Origin of the sequence: Streptomyces griseocarneus, assembly GCF_014655595.1 — a bacterium.
In the GTDB taxonomy this organism is placed as follows: Bacteria; Actinomycetota; Actinomycetes; order Streptomycetales; family Streptomycetaceae; genus Streptomyces; species Streptomyces griseocarneus.
On the sequence record NZ_BNBL01000003.1, the window covers coordinates 253,138 to 274,654 of the forward strand.

The window sequence follows — 21,517 nt, forward strand, 5'->3', positions numbered from 1 at the left end:
GCCCGGTGGGAAAGCTCACCCGGTATGCACAGCCGCCCATCCGCCGCCGTGCTCAGGGCGCGGTCTTTCCCCCTCCCTCCGGCACGCCAGCATGTTTGATTTCGGCCCAGCCGCCCACCCGAGTGAAGCGGACAGGAGCAGTCATGCCCGCACCCTCCCGAGCCCCGACGGAGCGGATAGAAAGTACAGAACCTTCCCCCAGCTACCGCTGGGAGGTACCCCCACCAGCCCAGATTCCCGTCGCATCTCCAGGTGATCCCATGATCGGTCGCATCCCCGTCCTGGACCTCGGACCGCTCGTCGACTGCGGTCGAAGGCCCGTCAAGGCCGTGGTGGGCGAGACCTTCGAGGTCACCGCCACGGTGTTCCGCGAAGGCCATGAGGCGGTCGGCGCGAACGTGGTGCTCCGGGGACCCGCGGGCCGCTGCGGCCCGTGGACCCCGATGCGCGAACTGGCGCCGGGCACCGACCGCTGGGGCGCGGAGGTCACCCCGGACTCCGAGGGCCGCTGGACGTACGCGGTGGAGGCCTGGGGCGACCCGGTCGCCACCTGGCGGGCGCACGCGCTGATCAAGATTCCGGCGGGCATCGACGTCTCCCTGGTGCTGGAGGAGGGCGCCCGGCTGCACGAACGGGCCGCGGCCGGGGTGCCCAAGAGCGGGGGCCGGGAGGCGGTGCTGGCCGCCGTCGACGCCCTGCGCGACGCCGAGCGCCCGCCCGAGGCCCGGCTGGACGCGGCCCTGGACCCCGAGGTCGTCGCGGCGCTGGCCGGTCACCCGCTGCGGGAGCTGGTCACCGCCTCCCGCCCGGTGCCGGTCCTGGTGGAGCGCGAACGGGCGCTGTTCGGCTCCTGGTACGAGCTCTTCCCGCGCTCGGAGGGCGCGGTGGTGCGCGAGGGGCGGCGGCCGGTCAGCGGGACGTTCCGCACGGCCGCGAACCGGCTGCCGGCCGTGGCCGCCATGGGCTTCGACGTCGTCTACCTCCCGCCGGTCCACCCCATCGGCTCGGCCTTCCGCAAGGGCCCCAACAACGCGCTCACCGCGGGGCCCTACGACGTGGGCAGCCCCTGGGCCATCGGCTCGCCCGAGGGCGGGCACGACGCGCTCCACCCCGACCTGGGCACGTTCGCGGACTTCGAGCACTTCGTCACGCGGGCGCGCGAGCTGCGGATGGAGGTGGCGCTGGACTTCGCGCTGCAGTGCTCCCCCGACCACCCGTGGGTGGGCAAGCACCCGGAGTGGTTCAACCACCGCGCCGACGGCTCGATCGCCCACGCCGAGAACCCGCCGAAGAAGTACCAGGACATCTACCCCATCGCCTTCGACGAGGACTTCGACGGCCTGCTGGCCGAGACGCTGCGCGTGCTGCGGTTCTGGATGGCGCGCGGGGTGCGGATCTTCCGGGTGGACAATCCGCACACCAAGCCGGTGGTCTTCTGGGAGCGGGTCATCGCCGAGATCGGCCGCACGGACCCGGACGTGGTCTTCCTGGCCGAGGCCTTCACCCGGCCCGCGATGATGCGCACCCTCGGCGCGGTCGGCTTCCAGCAGTCGTACACCTACTTCACCTGGCGCAACACCAAGCACGAGCTCACCGAGTACCTGACGGAGCTCTCGCGGGACTCGGCGGCGTGCATGCGCCCGAACCTCTTCGTCAACACCCCCGACATCCTGCACGCCTACCTCCAGGACGGCGGTCGGCCGGCCTTCGAGGCCCGGGCCGTGCTCGCCGCGACCCTCTCCCCCACCTGGGGCGTCTACGCCGGCTACGAGCTGTGCGAGAACGTCCCCGCGCACCAGGGGAGCGAGGAGTACCTGGACTCGGAGAAGTACCAACTGCGCCCGCGCGACTGGGAGTCCGCCGAGCGCGAAGGCCGCAGTCTCGCCCCCCTGATCACGGTCCTCAACCGGCTGAGGCGTCGTCAGCCCGCGCTGCGCCGGCTGCGCAACCTGCGCTTCCATGACGCCGACAACGACGCCGTCATCGCCTACTCCAAGCGGTCGGGTTCCTCCTGCGTCCTGGTGGTCGTCAACCTCGACCCCCACCACACCCAGGAGGCGACGGTCTCGTTGGACATGCCGGAGCTCGGCCTCGAATGGCACGAGTCCGTCCCGGTGCGCGACGAGCTCACCGGAGAGACCTATCACTGGGGCAGGGACAACTATGTGCGCCTCGAGCCGGGCCGTTCGATCGCGCCCGCGCACGTGTTCTCGCTGCGACCGTCCTCACAGATCGGAGGGTCACCCACACCATGATCGTCAATGAGCCCGTCCAGGACACCTTCGAGGACACTCCCGCGAAGGACCTGGATCCCGACTGGTTCAAGCGGGCCGTCTTCTACGAGGTCCTCGTACGGTCCTTCCAGGACAGCGACGGGGACGGCATCGGCGACCTCAAGGGACTGACGGCCAAACTGGACTACCTGCAGTGGCTGGGCGTCGACTGCCTGTGGCTGCCGCCGTTCTTCCAGTCCCCGCTGCGGGACGGCGGCTACGACGTCTCCGACTACACCTCGGTGCTGCCGGAGTTCGGTGACCTCGCGGATTTCGTGGAGTTCGTGGACGCCGCGCACACCCGGGGCATGCGCGTCATCATCGACTTTGTCATGAACCATACGAGCGACCAGCACGACTGGTTCCAGCAGTCCCGCACCGACCCCGACGGTCCGTACGGCGACTACTACGTATGGGCCGACGACGACAAGCAGTACCAGGGCGCGCGCATCATCTTCGTGGACACGGAGACGTCGAACTGGACCTTCGACCCGGTGCGCAAGCAGTACTACTGGCACCGCTTCTTCTCCCACCAGCCGGACCTCAACTACGAGAACCCGGCCGTGCAGGAGGAGATCCTGGCCGCGCTGCGGTTCTGGCTGGACCTGGGCATCGACGGCTTCCGGCTGGACGCGGTGCCGTACCTCTTCGCCGAGGAGGGCACCAACTGCGAGAACCTCCCCCGCAGCCACGAGTTCCTCAAGCGCGTCCGGGCCGAGATCGACGCCCACTACCCGGACACCGTGCTGCTGGCGGAGGCCAACCAGTGGCCCGAGGACGTGGTCGACTACTTCGGCGACTACGCCAAGGGCGGCGACGAATGCCACATGGCGTTCCACTTCCCCGTCATGCCGCGCATCTTCATGGCCGTACGACGGGAGTCGCGCTACCCGGTCTCGGAAATCCTGGCCAAGACCCCGGCCATCCCCTCCCGCTGCCAGTGGGGCATCTTCCTGCGCAACCACGACGAGCTCACCCTCGAGATGGTCACGGACGAAGAGCGCGACTACATGTGGGCGGAGTACGCCAAGGACCCGAGGATGCGCGCCAACATCGGCATCCGCCGCCGACTGGCCCCGCTGCTCGACAACGACCGCAACCAGATCGAGCTGTTCACCGCGCTGCTGCTCTCCCTGCCCGGCTCGCCGATCCTCTACTACGGCGACGAGATCGGCATGGGCGACAACATCTGGCTCGGCGACCGCGACGCGGTGCGCACCCCCATGCAGTGGACGCCGGACCGCAACGCCGGCTTCTCCTCCTGCGACCCGGGCCGGCTCTACCTGCCGACCATCATGGACCCGGTCTACGGCTACCAGGTCACCAACGTGGAGGCGGCCATGAGCAGCCCCTCCTCGCTGCTGCACTGGACCCGCCGGATGATCGAGATCCGCAAGCAGAACCCCGCGTTCGGGCTGGGCTCGTACACCGAGCTGACCTCGAGCAACCCGGCGGTGCTGGCGTTCCTGCGGGAGCACGGCGACGACCTCGTGCTGTGCGTGAACAACTTCTCCCGCTTCGCGCAGCCGACCGAGCTGGACCTGCGGGCGTTCAACCGCCGGCATCCGGTCGAGCTGATCGGCGGGGTGCGCTTCCCCGCCATCGGGGAGCTGCCGTACCTGCTGACGCTGGCCGGACACGGTTTCTACTGGTTCCGGCTCCGGGGCAACGCCCAGGCGCCCGCGCGCTGACCCCGCGCCCGTGCGCGGCCCTCGAACGGCGGCCGCGCACGGAAGCTCCGGCGGTTTTCCCCGCCGGGCCCTGGGCACTCGTACTACTGCGCCCGGGCCGGGGGGCCGTGAGTCGCCCGCACCTCGCGCACCGGTTTGCACCGCTCGCACGGACCGCACCTTCCGCACGTATCGCACGTACCGCACGGTCCGTGGCCCTGGGCCACGGGCGTCGCACGACATCGCATGCCGGGCGCAGGCGCTGACCGTACGGACGATCCTCGCCCGACACGTCCCGCACCATGCACCGGCCAAAGCCGCAATCCGGGACACTTTGCCCCATCCGTCGTGTGCCCCGGGGAAAGGACGCGACGCCATGTCGGACGCTGCACCGCCGCACCGGGAGGCCACCACCACCCGCCCGGGGCCGCACCCGGGCTCCTCGACGCCCTCCGCCGAGGGGGCACGGGCCTCCGGCGACGCGGGCCGCCCCGACGCGCGGGGACTGCTCGACTCGCTGGGACCGCTGCTGCTGGACTGGCTGCCGCGGCAGCGCTGGTTCGCCGGCAAGGGCCGCCCCATCACCGGCTTCGCCCTCGTCTCGGCCACCGAGCTGCTGCCCCCCTCCGGCGGCGCCCCCGGCCTGCTCCACCTGCTCGTGCACGCCCGGCAGGAGGGCATGAGCGAGGACTGCTACCAACTCCTGCTGGGCGTGCGGGACGTGCTCCCGCCGCACCTGGCGCCCGCGCTCGTCGGCCGCCCCGCGGACGGCCCGCTGCGCGGCCGCGCGGTGTACGAGGGGCTCACCGACCCCCGGCTGGCCACCCTGCTGCTGGAGCGGCTGAGGGTGCCCGGCCGGCTCGGCCCGTTGCGTTTCACCCGCGAACCGGACGTGGTCATTTCGCCGGACCTCGCCCCCCGCCTGCTCGACGCCGAACAGTCCAACTCCTCGGCCGTCTACGGCGAAACGTATATCCTCAAGCTCTTCCGCCGGGTCGGCCCCGGCGTCAATCCCGATCTCGAGCTGCCCCGCGCACTCGCGAACGCCGGCTGTGCGCGCGTGCCCGCGCCCGCCGCCTGGTTCGAGGCCGAACCACGCCACGCCGGCGCGGAGCCCATGACGCTCGGGGTGCTCCAGCCCTTCCTGCCGGGGTCCGCCGACGGCTGGCAGCTGGCGCTGGGCGCCCTGGCCGTGCGGGCCGACTTCACCGCGTCCGCCCGCGCGCTGGGCCACGCCACCGCCGAGGTCCACCTGGCCCTGGCCGAGGCGCTGCCCACCACCGTGCTGGACCGGCACCTGCTCGAGACCCTCGCCGCCGCCATGACCCGGCGCCTGGAGGCCGCCGCCGAGGCCGTCCCCGCGCTGCGCCCCTACCGGGCCGCCCTGCGCGCCGCCTACGACGACATCGCCGCCCCCGGCGGGGCGGGGCGCACCTGGCGCGCCCAGCGCATCCACGGCGACCTGCACCTGGGCCAGGCCCTGCGCACCCCCGCCGACGGCCGCTGGTCCCTCATCGACTTCGAGGGAGAGCCCGCGATCCCGCTGGCCGAGCGCCGCCGCCTCCAGCCGGCGGCCCGGGACATCGCGGGCATGCTGCGCTCCTTCGACTATGCGGCGGCGGTGGGCCGCGCGCCGGGCACCGGCTGGGCCGACGCCGCCCGCGCCGCCTTCTGCGAGGGCTACGCCGCCGTCCACCCCGACGACCCGCGGGAGGACCCCCGGCTGCTGCGCGCCCACGAGACGGACAAGGCCGTCTACGAGGTCCTCTACGAGGCCCGCCACCGGCCCGACTGGCTCGCCGTTCCGATGTCCGCGATCCGCCGGCTCGCGGACGGCCACCGCGCCGCGGGCGGAACGCCCGTGTGATCCCCGATGCCGCCGCCCGGAATCCAGACCCCGGAGGACCTCCAGTGACTGCACGACCGCCGTCCGGCACGCCGACGCCCCCCGAGCCCGGGGCCGTTCCGGCCACGTTCCTGCCCGCGCGGCCCGGTCCGGTGCCGCCCGGCCGGCCCTCGGGAGCGCCGCCCGCCGGGCCGGCGGGCGGGACCCGGGGCGTACGGCCGGCCGCGCCCCTCGACGACGACGCGCGCGGCCGCCTGCTGGCCGGCGCGCATCACGACCCGCACGGCGTGCTGGGGGCGCACCACGTGCCGGGCGGCGTGGAGTTCCGGGTCCTGCGCCCCTTCGCCCGCTCGGTCTCGGTGATCGCCGAGGGGCTGTGCGTCCCGCTGCTCGACGAGGGCGACGGCTTGTTCGCGGCGGTGCTGCCGCTGGGCCAGATCCCGCCCGGATACCGGCTGCGGGTCGCCTACGAGGACGCCGAGCTCGAGATCGAGGACCCCTACCGCTTCCTGCCCGCCCTGGGCGAGCTGGACCTGCACCTGATCGGCGAGGGCCGGCACGAGCAGCTGTGGCACGCGCTGGGATCCCGGCCGATGACCCACGAGGGCGTGGCCGGGACCCGGTTCACGGTGTGGGCGCCGAACGCGCGGGGGGTGCGCGTGGCCGGTGACTTCAACTACTGGGACGGCACGGCCCACCCGATGCGCTCGCTGGGCGGCACCGGGGTGTGGGAGCTGTTCCTGCCGGGCGTCGGCGAGGGGGCGCTGTACAAGTTCCAGATCACCCGGCCCGACGGCTCCCACAGCATGCGGGCCGACCCGATGGCCCGGCGCACCGAGGCGCCGCCCGCCAACGCCTCGATCGTGCACGCCTCGCACCACCTCTGGCGCGACGGCGCGTGGATGGACCGGCGGGGCGCACGGCCCGTGCACCAGGCGCCCTTCTCCGTCTACGAGGTGCACCTGCCCTCCTGGCGCCCCGGGCTGACCTACCGGCAGCTCGCCGACCAGCTCCCCGCGTACGTCAAGGACCTCGGCTTCACGCACGTCGAGCTGATGCCGGTGGCCGAGCACCCCTTCGGCGGCTCGTGGGGGTACCAGGTCACCGGCTTCTACGCCCCGACGGCGCGGCTGGGCACGCCCGACGACTTCAAGTACCTCGTCGACGCCCTGCACCGGGCCGGGATCGGGGTGCTGATGGACTGGGTGCCGGCGCACTTCCCGCGCGACGACTGGGCGCTGGCCCAGTTCGACGGCCGGCCGCTGTACGAGCCGCAGGACCCGGTGCGGGCGGCGCACCCCGACTGGGGCACGCTGGAGTTCGACTACGGGCGCCGGGAGGTCCGCAACTTCCTGGTGGCGAACGCGGTCTACTGGTGCGAGGAGTTCCACATCGACGGCCTGCGCGTGGACGCCGTCGCCTCGATGCTCTACCTCGACTACTCCCGGGAGCCGGGCCAGTGGTCGCCGAACGAGCACGGGGGCCGGGAGAACCTCGACGCGGTGGCCTTCCTGCAGGAGATGAACGCCACCGTCTACCGGCGCTGCCCCGGGGTGGTCACCGTCGCCGAGGAGTCCACCGCCTGGGACGGGGTCACCCGCGCCACCCACCTCCTGGGCGCCGGGGGCTTCGGGGGGCTGGGCTTCGGCCTGAAGTGGAACATGGGCTGGATGCACGACTCGCTGGAGTACGTCTCCAAGGAGCCGGTCCACCGCAAGTACCACCACGGCGAGATGACCTTCGCGATGGTCTACGCGTACAGCGAGAACTACGTGCTGCCGATCTCGCACGACGAGGTCGTGCACGGCAAGCGCTCGCTGGTGTCGAAGATGCCGGGCGACTGGTGGCAGCAGCGGGCCGACCACCGCGCCTTCCTGGGCTTCATGTGGGCCCACCCCGGGAAGCAGCTGCTGTTCATGGGACAGGAGTTCGCGCAGGGCGCGGAGTGGTCGGAGAGCCACGGCCCCGACTGGTGGCTGCTGGACCCCTCGTACGCCGCCGAGGCCGACCACCGCGGCGTGCGCGACCTGGTGCGCGACCTCAACACGTGCTACCGCGCCACGCCCGCGCTGTGGGAGGGCGACACCGTCCCGGAGGGCTTCTCCTGGGTCGACGGCAACGCCGCCGAGGACAACGTCTTCGCCTTCCTGCGCTTCGCCGCCGACGGCTCGCAGCTGCTGTGCGTCAGCAACTTCTCCCCGGTCGTCCGCGGCGCCTACCGGCTGGGCGTGCCGGCCCAGGACACGGTGTGGGAGGAGGTCCTCAACACGGACGCCGCGCGGTACGGCGGCAGCGGCGTCACCAACACGGACCCGGTCAAGGGCGAGGCCGTCCGCAGCCACGGCCGCCCGGCGAGCGTGACGCTGACGCTCCCGCCGCTGGCGACGGTGTGGCTGCGGCCCACATGAACAACGCCGGCCGGGCTGGTTCCAGCCCGGCCGGCGCTCGAGGGCGGCCCCTCAGACCGCTGCCGACTCCTTCTCGTTCTCCGCCTCCGCCGCGTCAGCGGCACCCGGCTTCGACGTCGACCTGCCCGGCAGCAGCACCGCGACCAGCACCGTGCCCACGCCGAGCACGATCGCGCCGACGAGGCTGGTGTGGGCGACGGCGTCGGAGAACGCCTTGTGCACGGCTTCCACGACCGTGTGCGCCTGCTGGGCGCCCAGCGCGGCCGCCTTCTCCGCGCCGACCTTGGGCGCGGCGCCGGCCGCGACCTGCTTGCCGACCTCCTCGGCGACGTACAGGCCCGCGCCGACCGAGTCCTGCGCGGCGCTCAGCGCCTTCTCCGGGAGCTTGGGGCCGCCTGCGGCAGCGGCAGTGGCGGCGGCGTCGCCCAGGTTGGAGGAGTAGGTCTTGGCGAGCACGGTGCCGAGGACGGCGATGCCCAGCGAGCCGCCCATCTCGATGGAGGTGCTGTTGACGGCGCCGCCGACGCCCAGCTGGTCCTCGGGGAAGGAGCCCATGATGGCGTTGGTGCACGGCGAGAGCGACAGGCCGATGGCCAGGCCCAGGATCACCAGCGGCAGGACGAAGTCGTCGTACGTCGAGGACGCGTCGACGCGGGTGAGCAGCGCGATGGCGACCGTACCGACGGTCATGCCGAGCGCGACGGTCACCTTCATGCCGAGCCTCGGCGTGAGCACCGCGGTCAGCGCGCCGCCGACGAACACCGCGCCGGCCAGCGGCAGCATGCGCACGCCGGTGTCGAGCGGCGAGTAGCCGAGCACGAACTGCAGGTGCTGGGTGAGGTAGTAGAACGCGCCGAAGACGGCGAGGAAGAAGAGGGCGACCGCCAGGGTCGAGCCCGCGAAGGCGCGCCGGGTGAAGCGGCGCACGTCGAGGACCGGGTGCGGGTGGCGCAGCTCCCACAGGACGAAGAGGACGAGGCCCACGCCCGCGATGACGGCGGCGGCGATCGCCTTGGCGCCCCAGCCGAAGTGGGGGCCCTCGATGATCATGTAGATGAGGGAGCCGACCCAGGCGACGGACAGCGCGCCGCCGACGTAGTCGATCTCCTTGACGCCCTCGGCCTTGGACGGCGGGACGAGCAGCAGCGCGCCGAGGATGCCGAGGGCGGCGATCGGCACGTTGATGAGGAAGGTGGAGGCCCAGCCGTGGTCCTCCAGCAGCGCACCGGCCACCAGCGGGCCGACGGCGATGGCGAGGCCGGCCGTGGCGGTCCATATGGTGATCGCCTTGGCGCGCTCGGCGCTCGGGAAGGTCGCGGCGAGCAGTGACAACGTCGCCGGCATGATCATGGCCGCGCCGACGCCCATCACGGCGCGGGCGGCGATGACGCCGGTGGAGCTGTCGACCAGCGAGCCCGCGACGGAGGCGGCGCCGAAGACGACGAGGCCGAGAACGAGCGCTCCGCGGCGGCTGTACTTGTCGCCGACGGCGCCGAGGATCAGCATCAGCGCGGCGTAGGGGACGGTGTAGCCGTCGATGACCCACTGCAGGTCCGAGCTGCCGAGGCCCAGGTCCTTGACCATGTCGGGGGCCGCGACCGTCAGCGAGGTGTTCGCCATGACGATGATCAGCAGGCTGAGGCAGAGCACGCCCAGCGCGGCCCAGCGCTTCTTGTACGGACCGTCCATCTTGTCGACCGGTGTCGACATCACGAGGCCCATCGGTCACCCCTTTCACAATCTTGCACAGTGCTGTGCAATTACACACTGGTGTGCAAATTACGGGACCGCGCGACCGCGTGCAAAATGTGGGCAGACGAATCGGCCACGGCCGACAGGATTGAGAAGAGAACCCGATGACCGGCAGGACGACCGGCCGAGCGGACGCCAATCGCCGCCGCATCATGGACATCGCCCTCGCGGAGCTGCTGCGCGATGCGGACGCGAGCATGGACCAGATCGCCCGCGCCGCCGGCGTCGTCCGGCGCACGGTCTACGGGCACTTCCCCAGCCGCGACGCCCTGGTCGCCGCCCTGGTCGACGACGCGGCGGAGTCGGTGGCCGCGGCCCAGGCCGAGGCCCTGCGCGACGTGGCCGACCCGGCCGAGGCGCTGGCCCGCTCGATGCTCGCCGTCTGGGACATCGCCGACGGCTACCGGCTGCTGCTCTCGCTGGCCCAGCGCAGCGTCACGATGGAGGGCATCCACCAGCGCCTGGAGCCGGTGCGGCACGAGTGCACGGCGATGCTGCAACGCGGCCTGGACGAGGGCCGCTTCACCTCGCCGCTGCCGGCGCTGGCCCTGGCCTACGTCCGCGAGCAGGTCTTCTTCGGCGTGCTGCAGGCCGTCAACGACGGGATCGTGGCACCGGAGGAGGGCGGCCGCTCCGCCGCCGTGACGGCCCTGACGGCGGCGGGCGTTCCGGCGACGGAGGCCGTGGAGCTCGTCGGCAACCTGCCGGACGCGTCCTAGGGCCTGCCCGGTGGGTGGGTCATGTGGCTCGCCACTGTCCACATCACTCCAAGGAGCCCCTCACGGGGCGCTCTTGTGGTGGAGAGCCGGAGCGTGGAGGCGGCCGGGTGGTGCGAGAGGTAGGCGTGCGCTCGATCAATCGGGTGGCGGAACGTTCTTTTTATCGTTTGGCGAGGTGAATGGGGCAACGTGTGGGGTGTCACCCCCTCCCGAAGGGATCCCGCCGCCATGAAACTCCGTCGTGCCGCGTCCGCTGCCGTGGCCGCTCTCGCTCTGGTCCTCATGCTGCCTGGTTCATCGGACGCCGCCACCGGCACGTTCAGCTACCAGGCTTGGGACAAAAAGAGCGAGACCATGAAGAGGTTCGCTCTGACCGACCCGGCGAACGACGTCACCAAGCCCTGCCACGACATCCCGGAGTCCGACGACCCGGACACGGAGGACTACGCCAGGGCGCCGCACAACGAGACCGACATGTATGCCCACATCTGGAGCGAAACCGGCTGCGTCGGCGATCACACGATCCTGAAGGCGCACGGGACGCAAGAGCCCGACGATCCCGCATTCTTCTTCCGTTCGGTGTACTTCAGCGAAACCATCTGACCCGCCAGTCGGCCCCAGCGGCTGCGGCATGGCGCCCAGGGCGCCCCGGCGTTCCGGGGCGCCCATGCGTGTACGTGGGCCGCTGTTGCCGGACGCCCGCCGTGGCGTTGCCCTCTGGAGCGGCCTGCCGCTGGTAGACCCCGGGGGCGCGGGGTGACGGGTGTGCGCGGGGTACGCACCGAATGCGCCGGTGGTGACACCCGGAGGTGACGTGACCGATGGCCCCGTCGTGTGGTTATCAGACCGAGTGACTGGAAGCTGATCGTCCGGTCCTATGTTTCACTCCCCGCTCACTGGACTCGTGAGGAAACGTTATGAACTCCACCTTCCGCGCCCGTCTTTCCGCCGTCGTGGGTGCCGCGGCGCTGATCGCGGGCGGCGCGCTCATCGCCGCACCGGCCGCCCAGGCCGACGGCCCCTCCTGCGCGGGGTTCCTGGCCGCCAGCCCCTCCCCCAACCGCGCCAACGACCTCAACAGCATCGGCTGCGCGGTGGGCGGCCTGGATCTGCCGGCGGGCGAGACGCTGTGCGAGGTCGTGCAGCACCAGGTCGCCCAGGTCCGGGCGGACCGCGCCGTCAGCGCCTGCAAGCTCGCCTGAACCACCGCCAACAGCTGGCACGTGGCCCGCGCCTCCACCACGAGGCGCGGGCCACACGCCGTTGTACACAGCTACCGACCGAAACGATCTGCGCACGGGCCCGGTCACACGGCCCATCGGACAGCCCCGCGCGGCCGCACGGTCATCTCGAGCCGGCTGATCCGGGAGATGGCGTGGTGGATGACCTCGGGGGCGGCGTCGCTCTCGTACGTCAGGCGCCACCGCGAGCAGAGCGACGCGAGGACGACGGCCATCTCCGCCGACGCGAAGGTGTTGCCGACGCACTGCCGGTTCCCGGCTCCGAAGGGGATGCAGGAGCCGGGTGGCAGGTCCCTGGCCGTACGCTCCAGCCAGCGGTCCGGGTCGAAGGCGTGGGGATCCGGGTAGACGGCGGGGTCCCGGTGGATCGCCTTCGCGCTGAAGAACACCTGTGTTCCCGCCGGGATCCGGACCCCGCCGAGCACCACCTCCCGGACCGCCCGCCGGGTCAGCAGCCAGCCCGGGGTGTACAGCCTCAGCGTCTCCGCGATGACGTGGTGCGTGCGGCGCAGCCGGGGAAGGTGCCGGGAGGTGACCGGGGCGACGGTTCCGGCCCCGCCCAGGACCTCGTCCAGCTCGGCGTGCAGCCGCTCCCGCACCGCGGGGTGCCGGTCGATCTCGTACAGCGCCGCGGCGAGCACTCCGGCGGTGGTCTCGTACCCGGCGGCGAGCAGGGAGACCAGCTCGTCGCGGATCTGCTCGTCGGCTTCGCCTGCGGCCTCCTCCGCCTCGGCGGCGCGGGCGTCCAGCAGGACGGACAGCAGCGTCTCGCCGGCCTCGGCAGCCGGGGGCGTGGACCTGATCAGTTCGTCGAGCGAGCCGCGCAGCCTCGCGACGGCGGCGGCGAAGCGCCGGTTGCCCGGGGTGGGGAGCCGCTCCCAACAGTCCGGCAGGAACGTACGGGCGGGCACTCCGCGCAGCACGGTCCGCAACGCCTGCCGCATCTCCGCGCTGACCCGGTGGGACGGCGTGGTGGACAGCAGCGCGCCCGCGACGATGACGAGCGTCAGCTCCTCCAGGGCCTCGACCAGCTCGACGCGCGCGCCGGGGCGCCAGCCGGCGGTCATGGCCCCCACGTGCCGCGCCATCCCGTCCGCGTAGCAGGCGATGCGGTCCGGACGGAACATGGGCTGGATCAGCCGTCGCTGCCGCAGGTGGAAGGAACCGGCGGAGGTCAAAAGGCCGTTGCCGAGGAAGGGCCGGGTCTTGTCGAAGATGCGGCCCTTGTCGAAGTCGCCCGCCCGCTCCACGAGCAGGACGTGCACCAGCGCCGGGTCGGTGACGACGCAGGCACGGGACGGCCCCAGCCCGATCCGGACGACGCCGCCGAGCGCGGTCAGCGATTCGAGGAAGGCCATGGGACGGGTGAGCACCGGGATCACGTGCCCGAGGAGGGGCAGCCACGCGGGGGCACGGGGGACCTGGGACAGTTCCACGCTCGGGTCCTCTCGTCGGGCTCGGCGGGCTGGGCGGGCTCGGCGGGCTCGGCGGGCTACGGAAGGAGTCGGAGGTAGTCGGGCAGGTCCCCCGGGGGTGGTCCGCCGAAGTAGGACACCGGCAGGTGGAGGACCATGTACCCCAGGTAGGCGACGTTGGCGATGCCGATGCCGGCCAGCAGCCGGGCCCACGTCCGGCCGGTGCCGGAGAGGAGTTCGCCACCCCGGAACGCCCAGATCTCCCGCCCGGCGGCCAGCGCCCGCTGCTTCATGACGACCATGGGTGTGACCAGGCACGCGGCAATGATGGCGACCCCCGTCATGGGCAGCTGGTACCAGTGGCCGCTGAAGAGGGAGAGGCTCCGGATCGCGTGGGGGTAGCTGTACGAGCCGCCCTGCAAGTAGGCCGCCTCGATGGCCGTGGACGCGGCGACCGCGACGGCGAACGTGACGAGGACGAGCCGGGTGCGGCCCCAGTGCGGCCGGCGCCGGACGATGCGGCCGATGAGTGGGGACGCGCCCCAGTACCAGAAGATCGTCATCCCGTAGGAGAGGCCCGAGGCGGCGAACAGCGTTTCCACCTGCTGCTCCGGGTGGGGGCCGTGCCATCCGGGGATGTACGGGCCCCACGAGGCGACATGGATCATGTAGCGGCTCTGCGTGGCCATCAGTTCGCGGTAGTTGACGAGCGGGGCCTGCCAGAGGCCGGTCAGCCAGCCGGCGAACAGGGCCGCGTCGAAGGTGAGTTCACCGGCCCGCCGGCACGCGCGGACGACCTTGACGGTGACGGCCAGGAGAGCGAGGACCACCAGGCCCTGGAAGGCCCAGGCGAACACCTTCCGGCCGGTGGAGATGCGGTACGGGCGGGGTTCGACGGGATGCCATCCGCCGTCGAGGAGCCAGGGGCCCATGACCGCGACGGCGGCCAGGACGGCGAGCAGGCCGGCGGCGGCGCAGCCGAAGACGGGCGTGCGCCAGATGGGCGTGCGCCAGACGGGCACGCCGGCGGGGCGGGGCTGCGGGACGGGGGCGGTGCGCTGCGTCATGACGCTTGCCTCCCGGGCGGGGGTGGGGATCCGGGACGGAGGGGGGGCGGGCCGGTGCGCGATGCCGCTACGCGGACCCGGTGGTGCGTGCCGTGATGCCGAGCCGTCGCGCGTACGCGGGTATGTGGGGGTTGTCATGGGGGCGGTAGCGGACGGTCGCGCGGTCCCAGGCGTCGGCGGCGTGCATCAGGGCCTTCATCGCGGCGACGTGGGTGCGCAGGGCGTCGGCGGCCGTGCCGTTCGCGAGGTCCGGCGCGCAGCACTCGGGGAGCCGTCGCTCGAGGAAGCGGAAGAACTCCACCTGCAGGCGGACGCGGCGGACCAGGTCGCGGACGGCCTCGTCCCGGCCGAGCCCGGTGGTGCGCTCGAGGACCAGGACGCCGTTCTCGGTGTCGCCCTGGGCCTCCTCGGTCTCGACCGAGCAGATGTCGTTGGTGAAGGCGCAGACGTCGGCGGTGACGGTCCGCATCGCCTGGACGGCCGGCGCGTCGCGGAGGGCGTCGGGGAGCTCGCGGCCGCCGGTGGACTCGTCCATGTCCAGCCAGATCTGCGAGGCGATGGTGACGCGGCGGGTGCGCAGGTAGTCGTCGAGGTCGAGCGATCCGCCGGCGCGGCGGCGGGCGGCCTCCGCGACCTGGCCGGCGATCCAGCCGTGCCAGTGGCGCGCGGCCCGGGCCCGCCACGCGGGGCTCATGTGCCCGCCGACGCGGTGCCAGAGGTCGAGCCAGGCGGCGGCCAGGGGCGGCAGCGCCGAGGGATCCGTGGGGGCGGGCAGGCGGGCGATGGCGTCGCACAGCGGGCGGCTGCGCCGCGCGGCCTCGTCCGGGTCCCTTCCGGCGGGGCCGGTGAACTGGTCGTCCCACAGGCCCATCCAGCACAGCACGTCGTGCCCGAGTGCGAGGCCGGCCCGGCCGGCGTCGGGCAGCATGCGGCCGGTGCAGTCGGCCAGGTCCATCGCGAACAGGGCACGGACGGACGCGGGGTCGGCCAGCCCGTGCGCGGCGATCCACCGCGCGGTGTGGGCCTCGGCCTCGGCGACGTGGGGGCTGATGCGGGCGGGAAAGGGGATCTCGAAGTCGATGTCCTGTGGCATCGGGATCACCGGGAGGCTACCGGCCGTGCCGGCGGTCGCGGGCCGTGTACGCGTGCAGGGCCGCGGTGAAGTCGGCCTCGGTGAAGTCGGGCCACAGCGTTTCGGTGAAGTACAGCTCCGCCTCGGCCGTCTGCCAGAGCATGAACCCGGACAGGCGTTGCTCCCCGGAACTGCGGATGACCAGGTCCACGTCGGGCTGCCCGGCGGTGGACAGCTGCCCGGCCAGCCGGCGCTCGAGCACGGCCGGGGAGGGCGGCGGCCCGTCGCAGCCGAGCCGGGCCAGCGCGCACACGGCGTCGACGATGTCGCCGCGGCCGCTGTAGGCGATCGCCACGTTCACGGTGGTGCCCGTGGCGCCACGGGTGTCCTCCTCGATCCGGCGGAGCGCCTCGGCCCCGTCAGGAGGCAGGCGGTCGAGCGAACCGATGACGCGGATGCGCCGGCGGCCCTCGTCCGCCATCGCGCGGGTTCCGTCGGTGACCGCCCGCAGGATCTCGGCGACGGCGTCGGGACCGCGGCGCAGGTTGTCCCGGGACAGCGCCCACACGGTGACGAACGGCACGCCCGCCCGCTCGCACCAGGTCACCAGCTCGCACACCCGGCTCGCCCCGCTGCGGTACGCGTCGGCGAAGGGGCGCTGGTGGCGTTCGGCCCAGCGCCGGTTGCCGTCCAGGATCACCGCCAGGTGTCGCGGCACCCGCGGGAGCGCGCCGCACGGTGCCGGGCCGGGCCGCTCGTCGCGCCCTTCGTCCCCTGATGCGCCGGCCGGCTCGTCGGCGAGCCGTACGCAGTACCGCTCCAGGTCCAGCAGTGCGGCCGACATCATGACAGACACCTCGTTCCCGTACGTGCCGTCTCTTCAGCCCATCGTGACGGACGCCAACAGCCCTGGTCAGGAGGCGCGTTGGCCTGGGAGGAGAGCACACGGCGGCATGCATGTGCCCTCGGCATGGCCGGTGCGGGAACGCGCTGCCCCGCGCCCCCGCGCGGGACGAAACGGGCGCGGGAACGCCGGTGCCGCCGCGGCTCGCGACCGCCGGAGCGGGCGGTTCGACGGCCGCCGGGGGCGCGGGCGGCCGGTCTGCCCTGAACGGGGCCGGCCCGGTGCGGCTGCGGCCGGCGTGAGAGACGGCGGGCGCCGGGCGGGCCGACGGCCGACCCGGGTGTCTTGCCACCGGGGCCCGCAGCCGCGGCGGCGGCGGAGTGGGTCATGTCGCCGGGGACGTGGAAGGCGGTCCGGAACAGGCCCGGTTCCTCCTGGGCGAAGCAGAGGTAGCCGGTGCCGACGGCGCGGAAGCGGGCGCGCGAGGCAGCCGCCGCGTCCGCGGTCGGCGGCAGGGCGACCTGCCGGCATGGGCGCCGCCTCCAATGTGGACAGCGTCCACTTAGGTGATCTAGGCTCTTGCATGATCATTCCGGGGGTGCGGATCGCCGCACGCTCTGAATGTGAACATCGTGCACAAGGGTTGGTCGGCGGCCGCCCGAACGCTCTTTCATCAGGGGGATTCCGCTTCTCCCCGGACACGAGACACCGAGGAACCCCACGATGCGTACCCTGATCAGCACCGCGTTCATCTCGCTCGACGGCGTCGTCGAGGCCCCGGGCGGCGAGCCCGGCTACCGCAACTCCGGATGGACCTTCAAGCACACGGAGTTCGTCCCCGAAGCGTTCGAGATCAAAGGCCGGGAGCAGCAGGAAGCCGCCGCGATGCTCATGGGCCGGACCAGCTACGAGGCGTTCAGCCCGGTGTGGCCGGACATGGCGGACTTCGCCGACTACAAGGTCATGCCGAAGTACGTCGTCTCCACCACCCTCACCGACAGCGACCTGGTGGCGAACTGGGGCGAGACCACGATCCTGCGCTCGCTCGACGAGGTCGCCGCGCTCAAGGAGACCGAGGGCGGCCCGATCGTCCTCCACGGCAGCGCATCCCTCAACCAGGCCCTCTCGGACGCCGGCCTGATCGACCGCTACCACCTCCTCGTCTTCCCGCTCCTCCTCGGCGCGGGCAAGCGCCTCTTCAGCGCCACCGACAAGGACACCCAGAAGCTCAAGCTCATCGAACACGAGACCTACGCCAACGGCCTGCAGAAGAACGTATTCGACGTCGTCCGCTGACAGGCCGCGCACCAGAAGTACGCACACGGACAGAAGGACGGAACCCGAGATGACCGCAACGCCGAAAGGCCCTGCCAGCTACTTCCCCTCCATCGAGAAGAAGTACGGCCGCCCGATCACGGAATGGAAGGATCTCATCCGCTCCTCGCCCCTGACCAAGCACATGGAGCTTGTCACCTGGCTGAAGGCTGAACACGGCCTGGGGCACGGCCACGCCAACGCACTGGTCGCCCATACCCTCGCCGAAGACACCGGCAAATGAACCACCCCCGGTAGGAACTCGTCGCACAGGGTCTGTCCTGAACGGGGCCAACCTGGTGAAGCCCCTGCTGGTCGCGGTGGTGGGCCGCTGATGGACAAGCGGCATTGGCCAGCGGATCACCGTCCGTACGACCGCGAACAGGGGGCACCACCATGCTCAACCGCGCACGAGCGATGACGGCACTGGCAGCGGCGGCCTTGGCCGCGACGCTCTCCGCAGGCACCGCGGCCCAGGCCGCCCCGACCGCCACCGCCGACCGGGCGAACTCGCCGCGAAGCGCGCTCTGATGACGGCCGGCTCGGTCCCGGACACCGCCTTCACAGTGGCGTCGGGCGGGACCGGCGCGGCCAGTTGGAACGCCACCCGGTACGGCTACACCGGCACCTTCCGCGACGGCTCGAGCATCCTGGACGTCGCCTGGACCTCGTCACGTCTCAAAAGCTTCGGGATCGCTCCGAACCGCACGATCTGGCACGCGTGGCCCGGCTCGGGCCGCTGGCAGGAAATGCCGCACAACGGCCGGGCCGACGACGTGGGCGCGGCCGCGGCGGACGGTGCCCGACGCGCCGTTTCCGTGTCGGTGTACGGCAGCGGCTACTGGTGCAGCGTCGACCCGGGCAACGGCCGATGGGGGGCGTGGTCGCGCTGCTGACCCCGGACCGTGCCCAGGGCATGTCTGACGGGACGCTCAAAACAACTCTTCCCTACAACTCTGGCCCCGGACCATCTGGCCCAGGGCCAGAACACCCCAACGTCTTCGTCGGTCCACCAGGTCATGCTCAGGGCCGGAGCATGACGTTCACCGTTCCGAAGGCCTGGGCGCCCTTGTACCGCTTGTCGCCCTGGAACGTGGCGACGTAGCCGTTGGTGAGCGTGCCGACGGTGGTCGGCCCCAGACGGATGGGCCCGTTGCAGGCGGCCTCGCCCTCGCCATCGGTGACCGCCCGGCAGATCTCGGTGCCGTCCGGCGTCCAGAAGTACACCTTCTTGCCCGCCAGCGGTTCGCCGCTCGCGGCGTCGGACAGGAAGGCCCTTGCCCCGATGGAGGGCGGGAAGACATTGGCGACCGCCTGCCGCGTCACCAACCGGGTCGCGCGTGCCTCGTGCGCGCTCCCTCCTGCGTGGGCGGAGGCCGTCGGGGCGCTCCCCAGGGCGGCGGCGACGGCCACAGTGAGCAGGGGCACGGCGAACCGGAGCGCGGGGACGGGCATGAGAACTCCTCAGGGAACGCGGGAAGAGCCGGTCATCGTCTCTTCGTACAGGCCGATCAACGGCGCAGCGCTGTCATGGTTACGTAGGGTCCGGCCGGTTTCACCCCGCAGTGCTCGTTACTGCCCGGTCCCGGGAGAGTGGGCCGTGCGACGGTGCGGGCTACGCTTTCGGGTGCAGCGTCCACACGGTCGTCACCTCGCGGCGGTCATCTTCGGAAAGCCGGACGCGCCCCTTTCCCCGCCCGTATCGTGCGCGGGATGAGCGACCTCCTTCGCATCGGCGCATCCCCCACCGACGCCGATGTCGATGCCTGGCACTCCGTCGTCACCGCCGCCCACGCCGCCGACCTGCCGCCCACCGTCCCCGCACCCTGCCGGGTCGAGACAGCAGGTGGTCTGCGCGTGCCCCGGGTGCGCAGCCGGCACATCAACCTGGCCGTGCCCATGTCTCATGGCAGGCCCGGGGAGTTCGCCGGGGTCGCCGCGCTGCGGCTGTTCGACGAGGCAGAGAACCGGACGACCGCCTGGATCGAGCGGCTCGCCGTCCGGCCGGAGGTGCGGCGGCGTGGTATCGGCAGCCGGTTGTGGGAGGCGCTGCGTGCCGTGCTGGTCGAGGAAGGGCGTACCTCCGTGGGGCTGGAGGTCGAACTCGGTGGTGCGGGCGAACAATTCGCCCTTGCGCACGGCTTCCGCTGTGCGCTGCCGTTGACGGTGTACGTTCTGGACCTCGCCCATGAGGGCGGTGCTCCAGGTCCGTCCCTCCCCAATGGCTACCGGTTCGTGGAATGGACCGGTGTCGTCCCCTCCCGGCACGCCCCCGCCTTCTCGCTCGCGCATCAGGCCATCGCGGATGTGCCGCGCGGGGACTTGGAGATGAGGCCACGCGTATGGGACGCGGAGCGCGTGCGTGTCCTGCAGCAGGCGAATGTCGATCGTGGTGCGGTGCTGCTGACCGTCGTGGCGGTCTCCCCGGACGGGGCGCATGCCGGGTATTCGGTGCTGGGGCTGCCGTCGTCGGACGCTGTACGTGCGGTGCTGTACGAAACCGCCGTCGTGCCCGCCCACCGTGGGCTCGGTCTCGGGCGCGCGGTATCGCTGCGGATGCTGGAGGTGCTGAGGGACCAGCGGCTGCCGGTACGGGAGATCGCTGGGACCGTGGCCGATGGCAACAGGCCGATGCGCGCGGTCGGCAAGCCGTTCGGGTACCGGCCCGAGCGGTCGCTCGGGTTTTACCAAGCGCGGTGGGATTACGCTCGTGACCAATACACCTAGCGCCACCGCCCCCCGGTTGCCGTTGCGAGCAGGGCTCGCAGGGCGGCCGGGGAGGTGGCGATCACGGTGTTGGGGGCGTCGCTCTCGCGGAGGAGTATTCGGTCGGCCGCCGGGTTGGCGAGTTCTATACAGTCGCCTTGGCTGTCAGTCGAGAACGACGACTTCTGCCACTGAATAACCACGATTCCTCACATCTTCATAGCTGCTGTGCCACTTTACGAATGAAGTCTCGTGAGCGCTCTGGAGTGAGCGCCGTTTCTTCGATGCGGTCCAGAACGGACCGGTAGTTGCCGAGCTGCGTCTCGCTGTCCAGGAATGCCGAACCCGTCGGCGTATCGACATGGACCGTGTCGAGCTGCGGAACGCTTCCCGAGATGTAGAGCGTCGAGCCCCCAGCATGGGGGAAACCGCCGGCTGAGAAGGGGACCACCCTCACCGTAATGCTGTCGCGCTCCGCCTCGTTCAAGACGTGTTCGAGCTGCGAGCGGGCTACGCTGCGACCTCCGAACTGCATCAACAGGGCAGCCTCATGGATGAGGTACGTACATGTAGGCGGTTGCGGTCGATCAAGAACGTCACGCCGCCTCATTCGATGCGAGAGCCTGCGCCGAAGGATTACCGGGCTGAGAGGCGGCATCGCCTGACGGAACACTGCTCGAGCGTATTCCTCGGTTTGTAGCAACCCCGGCAGATGCATGATCTGCAACGCTCGAAACCCGACCGCATGATGCTCCAGCTCGGCGAGATCGAGCGCCGCACTGCCCAGGGAGTCGCGGTATTCGTCCCACCAGCCTCCGCTGCGCTCCTCGGTCATGGCGACAAGCGCATCGACGAGCGCAGGCTCCGGGCAGCCGTAGGAGGTAGCCCAGGCGCGGACCCGTTCACCGCTGACGCCGTGACGGCCCGACTCGATGTTGCTCATGCTCGAACGTTCGGTGCCCAGCAGACCGGAGGCTTGAGCAAGTGACAGCCCTGCTCGCTCCCGCATCCTTCGGAGCTCCGCACCCAGCCTCCGCTGTCGGACGGTTGGGGCCTTCCTCGGTGGCATCCGTTCCCCTCCTGTCGGCACTCAGTGTGGCGCGTGACCGGAAGAGGGTCCACTCGTTCCAGTGATTGAACTCGTTTCGTAAACGGTTAGAACTCTCGTGTTCTACCGTCGACGCAGACGA

19 protein-coding genes are annotated in these 21,517 nt (G+C 71.7%); 11 read left to right on the top strand and 8 right to left on the bottom strand.

Features of this window, described 5'->3' with window-relative positions; all coding sequences use genetic code 11:
• Positions 1-260 precede the first annotated feature (260 nt).
• The 4 genes from IE295_RS09845 (at position 261) to glgB (ending at position 8,197) form a co-directional block, all read left to right on the top strand.
• Entirely contained in the window at positions 261-2,255 is a 1,995-nt protein-coding gene (locus IE295_RS09845) for an alpha-1,4-glucan--maltose-1-phosphate maltosyltransferase (RefSeq protein WP_190063170.1), read from the top strand.
• The gene (treS, locus tag IE295_RS09850; protein WP_190063171.1) at positions 2,252-3,964 is read left to right on the top strand and encodes a maltose alpha-D-glucosyltransferase; all 1,713 of its coding nucleotides are present in this window, start codon (positions 2,252-2,254) and stop codon (positions 3,962-3,964) included. The genes IE295_RS09845 and treS overlap by 4 nt, the downstream gene beginning before the upstream one ends.
• A gap of 355 nt (positions 3,965-4,319) precedes the next feature.
• On the top strand, positions 4,320-5,810 hold the full coding sequence (locus IE295_RS09855) for a maltokinase N-terminal cap-like domain-containing protein (protein ID WP_190063172.1): 1,491 nt from the start codon (positions 4,320-4,322) through the stop codon (positions 5,808-5,810).
• A gap of 44 nt (positions 5,811-5,854) precedes the next feature.
• Entirely contained in the window at positions 5,855-8,197 is a 2,343-nt protein-coding gene (glgB, locus tag IE295_RS09860; protein ID WP_372478814.1) for a 1,4-alpha-glucan branching enzyme, read from the top strand.
• Between the two features lie 51 nt (positions 8,198-8,248).
• Here the strand turns inward: glgB and IE295_RS09865 are convergent, their stop codons facing one another.
• Complete coding sequence (locus IE295_RS09865) at positions 8,249-9,919, bottom strand: MFS transporter (RefSeq protein ID WP_190063173.1); 1,671 nt, start codon at positions 9,917-9,919, stop codon at positions 8,249-8,251.
• 134 nt (positions 9,920-10,053) lie between these two features.
• On the opposite strand from IE295_RS09865, the gene IE295_RS09870 reads away from it, so the two are divergent.
• The 3 genes from IE295_RS09870 (at position 10,054) to IE295_RS09880 (ending at position 11,870) form a co-directional block, all read left to right on the top strand.
• Complete coding sequence (locus tag IE295_RS09870) at positions 10,054-10,668, top strand: TetR/AcrR family transcriptional regulator (protein WP_190063174.1); 615 nt, start codon at positions 10,054-10,056, stop codon at positions 10,666-10,668.
• 228 nt (positions 10,669-10,896) lie between these two features.
• A complete protein-coding gene (locus IE295_RS09875) occupies positions 10,897-11,271 on the top strand; it encodes a hypothetical protein (protein WP_190063175.1) in 375 nt (124 codons plus the stop codon).
• A 314-nt stretch (positions 11,272-11,585) separates the two neighbouring features.
• A complete protein-coding gene (locus IE295_RS09880) occupies positions 11,586-11,870 on the top strand; it encodes a hypothetical protein (protein ID WP_190063176.1) in 285 nt (94 codons plus the stop codon).
• A gap of 104 nt (positions 11,871-11,974) precedes the next feature.
• Here IE295_RS09880 and IE295_RS09885 read toward each other — a convergent pair whose 3' ends face one another.
• The 4 genes from IE295_RS09885 to uppS form a co-directional block, all read right to left on the bottom strand.
• A complete protein-coding gene (locus IE295_RS09885) occupies positions 11,975-13,345 on the bottom strand; it encodes a cytochrome P450 (RefSeq protein ID WP_190063177.1) in 1,371 nt (456 codons plus the stop codon).
• Positions 13,346-13,401: 56 nt separating this feature from the next.
• On the bottom strand, positions 13,402-14,391 hold the full coding sequence (locus IE295_RS09890; protein ID WP_190063178.1) for a spirocyclase AveC family protein: 990 nt from the start codon (positions 14,389-14,391) through the stop codon (positions 13,402-13,404).
• Positions 14,392-14,458: 67 nt separating this feature from the next.
• Positions 14,459-15,484: a terpene synthase family protein gene (locus IE295_RS09895; RefSeq protein WP_190063179.1), complete on the bottom strand. Its 1,026-nt coding sequence runs from the start codon at positions 15,482-15,484 to the stop codon at positions 14,459-14,461.
• Positions 15,485-15,500: 16 nt separating this feature from the next.
• Positions 15,501-16,310 carry a polyprenyl diphosphate synthase gene (gene uppS, locus IE295_RS09900; protein ID WP_190063180.1) on the bottom strand — a complete coding sequence of 270 codons (810 nt, stop codon included), beginning with the start codon at positions 16,308-16,310 and terminating at the stop codon, positions 15,501-15,503.
• Between the two features lie 720 nt (positions 16,311-17,030).
• On the opposite strand from uppS, the gene IE295_RS09905 reads away from it, so the two are divergent.
• The 3 genes from IE295_RS09905 (at position 17,031) to IE295_RS09915 (ending at position 18,517) form a co-directional block, all read left to right on the top strand.
• The gene (locus tag IE295_RS09905) at positions 17,031-17,603 is read left to right on the top strand and encodes a dihydrofolate reductase family protein (RefSeq protein ID WP_190063181.1); all 573 of its coding nucleotides are present in this window, start codon (positions 17,031-17,033) and stop codon (positions 17,601-17,603) included.
• A 49-nt stretch (positions 17,604-17,652) separates the two neighbouring features.
• Positions 17,653-17,865 carry a DUF4287 domain-containing protein gene (locus tag IE295_RS09910; protein WP_190063182.1) on the top strand — a complete coding sequence of 71 codons (213 nt, stop codon included), beginning with the start codon at positions 17,653-17,655 and terminating at the stop codon, positions 17,863-17,865.
• Between the two features lie 286 nt (positions 17,866-18,151).
• The gene (locus IE295_RS09915; RefSeq protein WP_190063183.1) at positions 18,152-18,517 is read left to right on the top strand and encodes a hypothetical protein; all 366 of its coding nucleotides are present in this window, start codon (positions 18,152-18,154) and stop codon (positions 18,515-18,517) included.
• A gap of 127 nt (positions 18,518-18,644) precedes the next feature.
• Here the strand turns inward: IE295_RS09915 and IE295_RS09920 are convergent, their stop codons facing one another.
• The gene (locus tag IE295_RS09920) at positions 18,645-19,076 is read right to left on the bottom strand and encodes a hypothetical protein (RefSeq protein ID WP_190063184.1); all 432 of its coding nucleotides are present in this window, start codon (positions 19,074-19,076) and stop codon (positions 18,645-18,647) included.
• A gap of 258 nt (positions 19,077-19,334) precedes the next feature.
• On the opposite strand from IE295_RS09920, the gene IE295_RS09925 reads away from it, so the two are divergent.
• Positions 19,335-20,348, top strand: coding sequence for a GNAT family N-acetyltransferase (locus tag IE295_RS09925; protein ID WP_190063185.1), 1,014 nt, complete (start codon positions 19,335-19,337; stop codon positions 20,346-20,348).
• Here IE295_RS09925 and IE295_RS09930 read toward each other — a convergent pair.
• Positions 20,345-20,530, bottom strand: coding sequence for a DUF397 domain-containing protein (locus IE295_RS09930; protein WP_308013107.1), 186 nt, complete (start codon positions 20,528-20,530; stop codon positions 20,345-20,347). The two genes, IE295_RS09925 and IE295_RS09930, sit on opposite strands and share 4 nt — an antisense overlap.
• 14 nt (positions 20,531-20,544) lie before the next feature.
• A complete protein-coding gene (locus IE295_RS09935; protein WP_190063186.1) occupies positions 20,545-21,396 on the bottom strand; it encodes a helix-turn-helix domain-containing protein in 852 nt (283 codons plus the stop codon).
• Positions 21,397-21,517 lie beyond the last annotated feature (121 nt).

Bases quoted from the DNA above. Each gene is read 5' to 3' on its own strand.
- IE295_RS09855 (WP_190063172.1), top strand. From the start codon at position 4,320: ATGTCGGACGCTGCACCGCCGCACCGGGAGGCCACCACCACCCGCCCG.
- IE295_RS09910 (WP_190063182.1), top strand. From the start codon at position 17,653: ATGACCGCAACGCCGAAAGGCCCTGCCAGCTACTTCCCCTCCATCGAG.
- IE295_RS09875 (WP_190063175.1), top strand. From the start codon at position 10,897: ATGAAACTCCGTCGTGCCGCGTCCGCTGCCGTGGCCGCTCTCGCTCTG.
- treS (WP_190063171.1), top strand. From the start codon at position 2,252: ATGATCGTCAATGAGCCCGTCCAGGACACCTTCGAGGACACTCCCGCG.
- IE295_RS09925 (WP_190063185.1), top strand. From the start codon at position 19,335: ATGAGCGACCTCCTTCGCATCGGCGCATCCCCCACCGACGCCGATGTC.
- IE295_RS09895 (WP_190063179.1), bottom strand. From the start codon at position 15,484: ATGCCACAGGACATCGACTTCGAGATCCCCTTTCCCGCCCGCATCAGC.
- IE295_RS09870 (WP_190063174.1), top strand. From the start codon at position 10,054: ATGACCGGCAGGACGACCGGCCGAGCGGACGCCAATCGCCGCCGCATC.
- IE295_RS09935 (WP_190063186.1), bottom strand. From the start codon at position 21,396: ATGCCACCGAGGAAGGCCCCAACCGTCCGACAGCGGAGGCTGGGTGCG.
- IE295_RS09865 (WP_190063173.1), bottom strand. From the start codon at position 9,919: ATGGGCCTCGTGATGTCGACACCGGTCGACAAGATGGACGGTCCGTAC.
- IE295_RS09890 (WP_190063178.1), bottom strand. From the start codon at position 14,391: ATGACGCAGCGCACCGCCCCCGTCCCGCAGCCCCGCCCCGCCGGCGTG.
- IE295_RS09920 (WP_190063184.1), bottom strand. From the start codon at position 19,076: ATGCCCGTCCCCGCGCTCCGGTTCGCCGTGCCCCTGCTCACTGTGGCC.
- IE295_RS09905 (WP_190063181.1), top strand. From the start codon at position 17,031: ATGCGTACCCTGATCAGCACCGCGTTCATCTCGCTCGACGGCGTCGTC.
- IE295_RS09915 (WP_190063183.1), top strand. From the start codon at position 18,152: ATGACGGCCGGCTCGGTCCCGGACACCGCCTTCACAGTGGCGTCGGGC.
- IE295_RS09880 (WP_190063176.1), top strand. From the start codon at position 11,586: ATGAACTCCACCTTCCGCGCCCGTCTTTCCGCCGTCGTGGGTGCCGCG.
- IE295_RS09845 (WP_190063170.1), top strand. From the start codon at position 261: ATGATCGGTCGCATCCCCGTCCTGGACCTCGGACCGCTCGTCGACTGC.
- uppS (WP_190063180.1), bottom strand. From the start codon at position 16,310: ATGATGTCGGCCGCACTGCTGGACCTGGAGCGGTACTGCGTACGGCTC.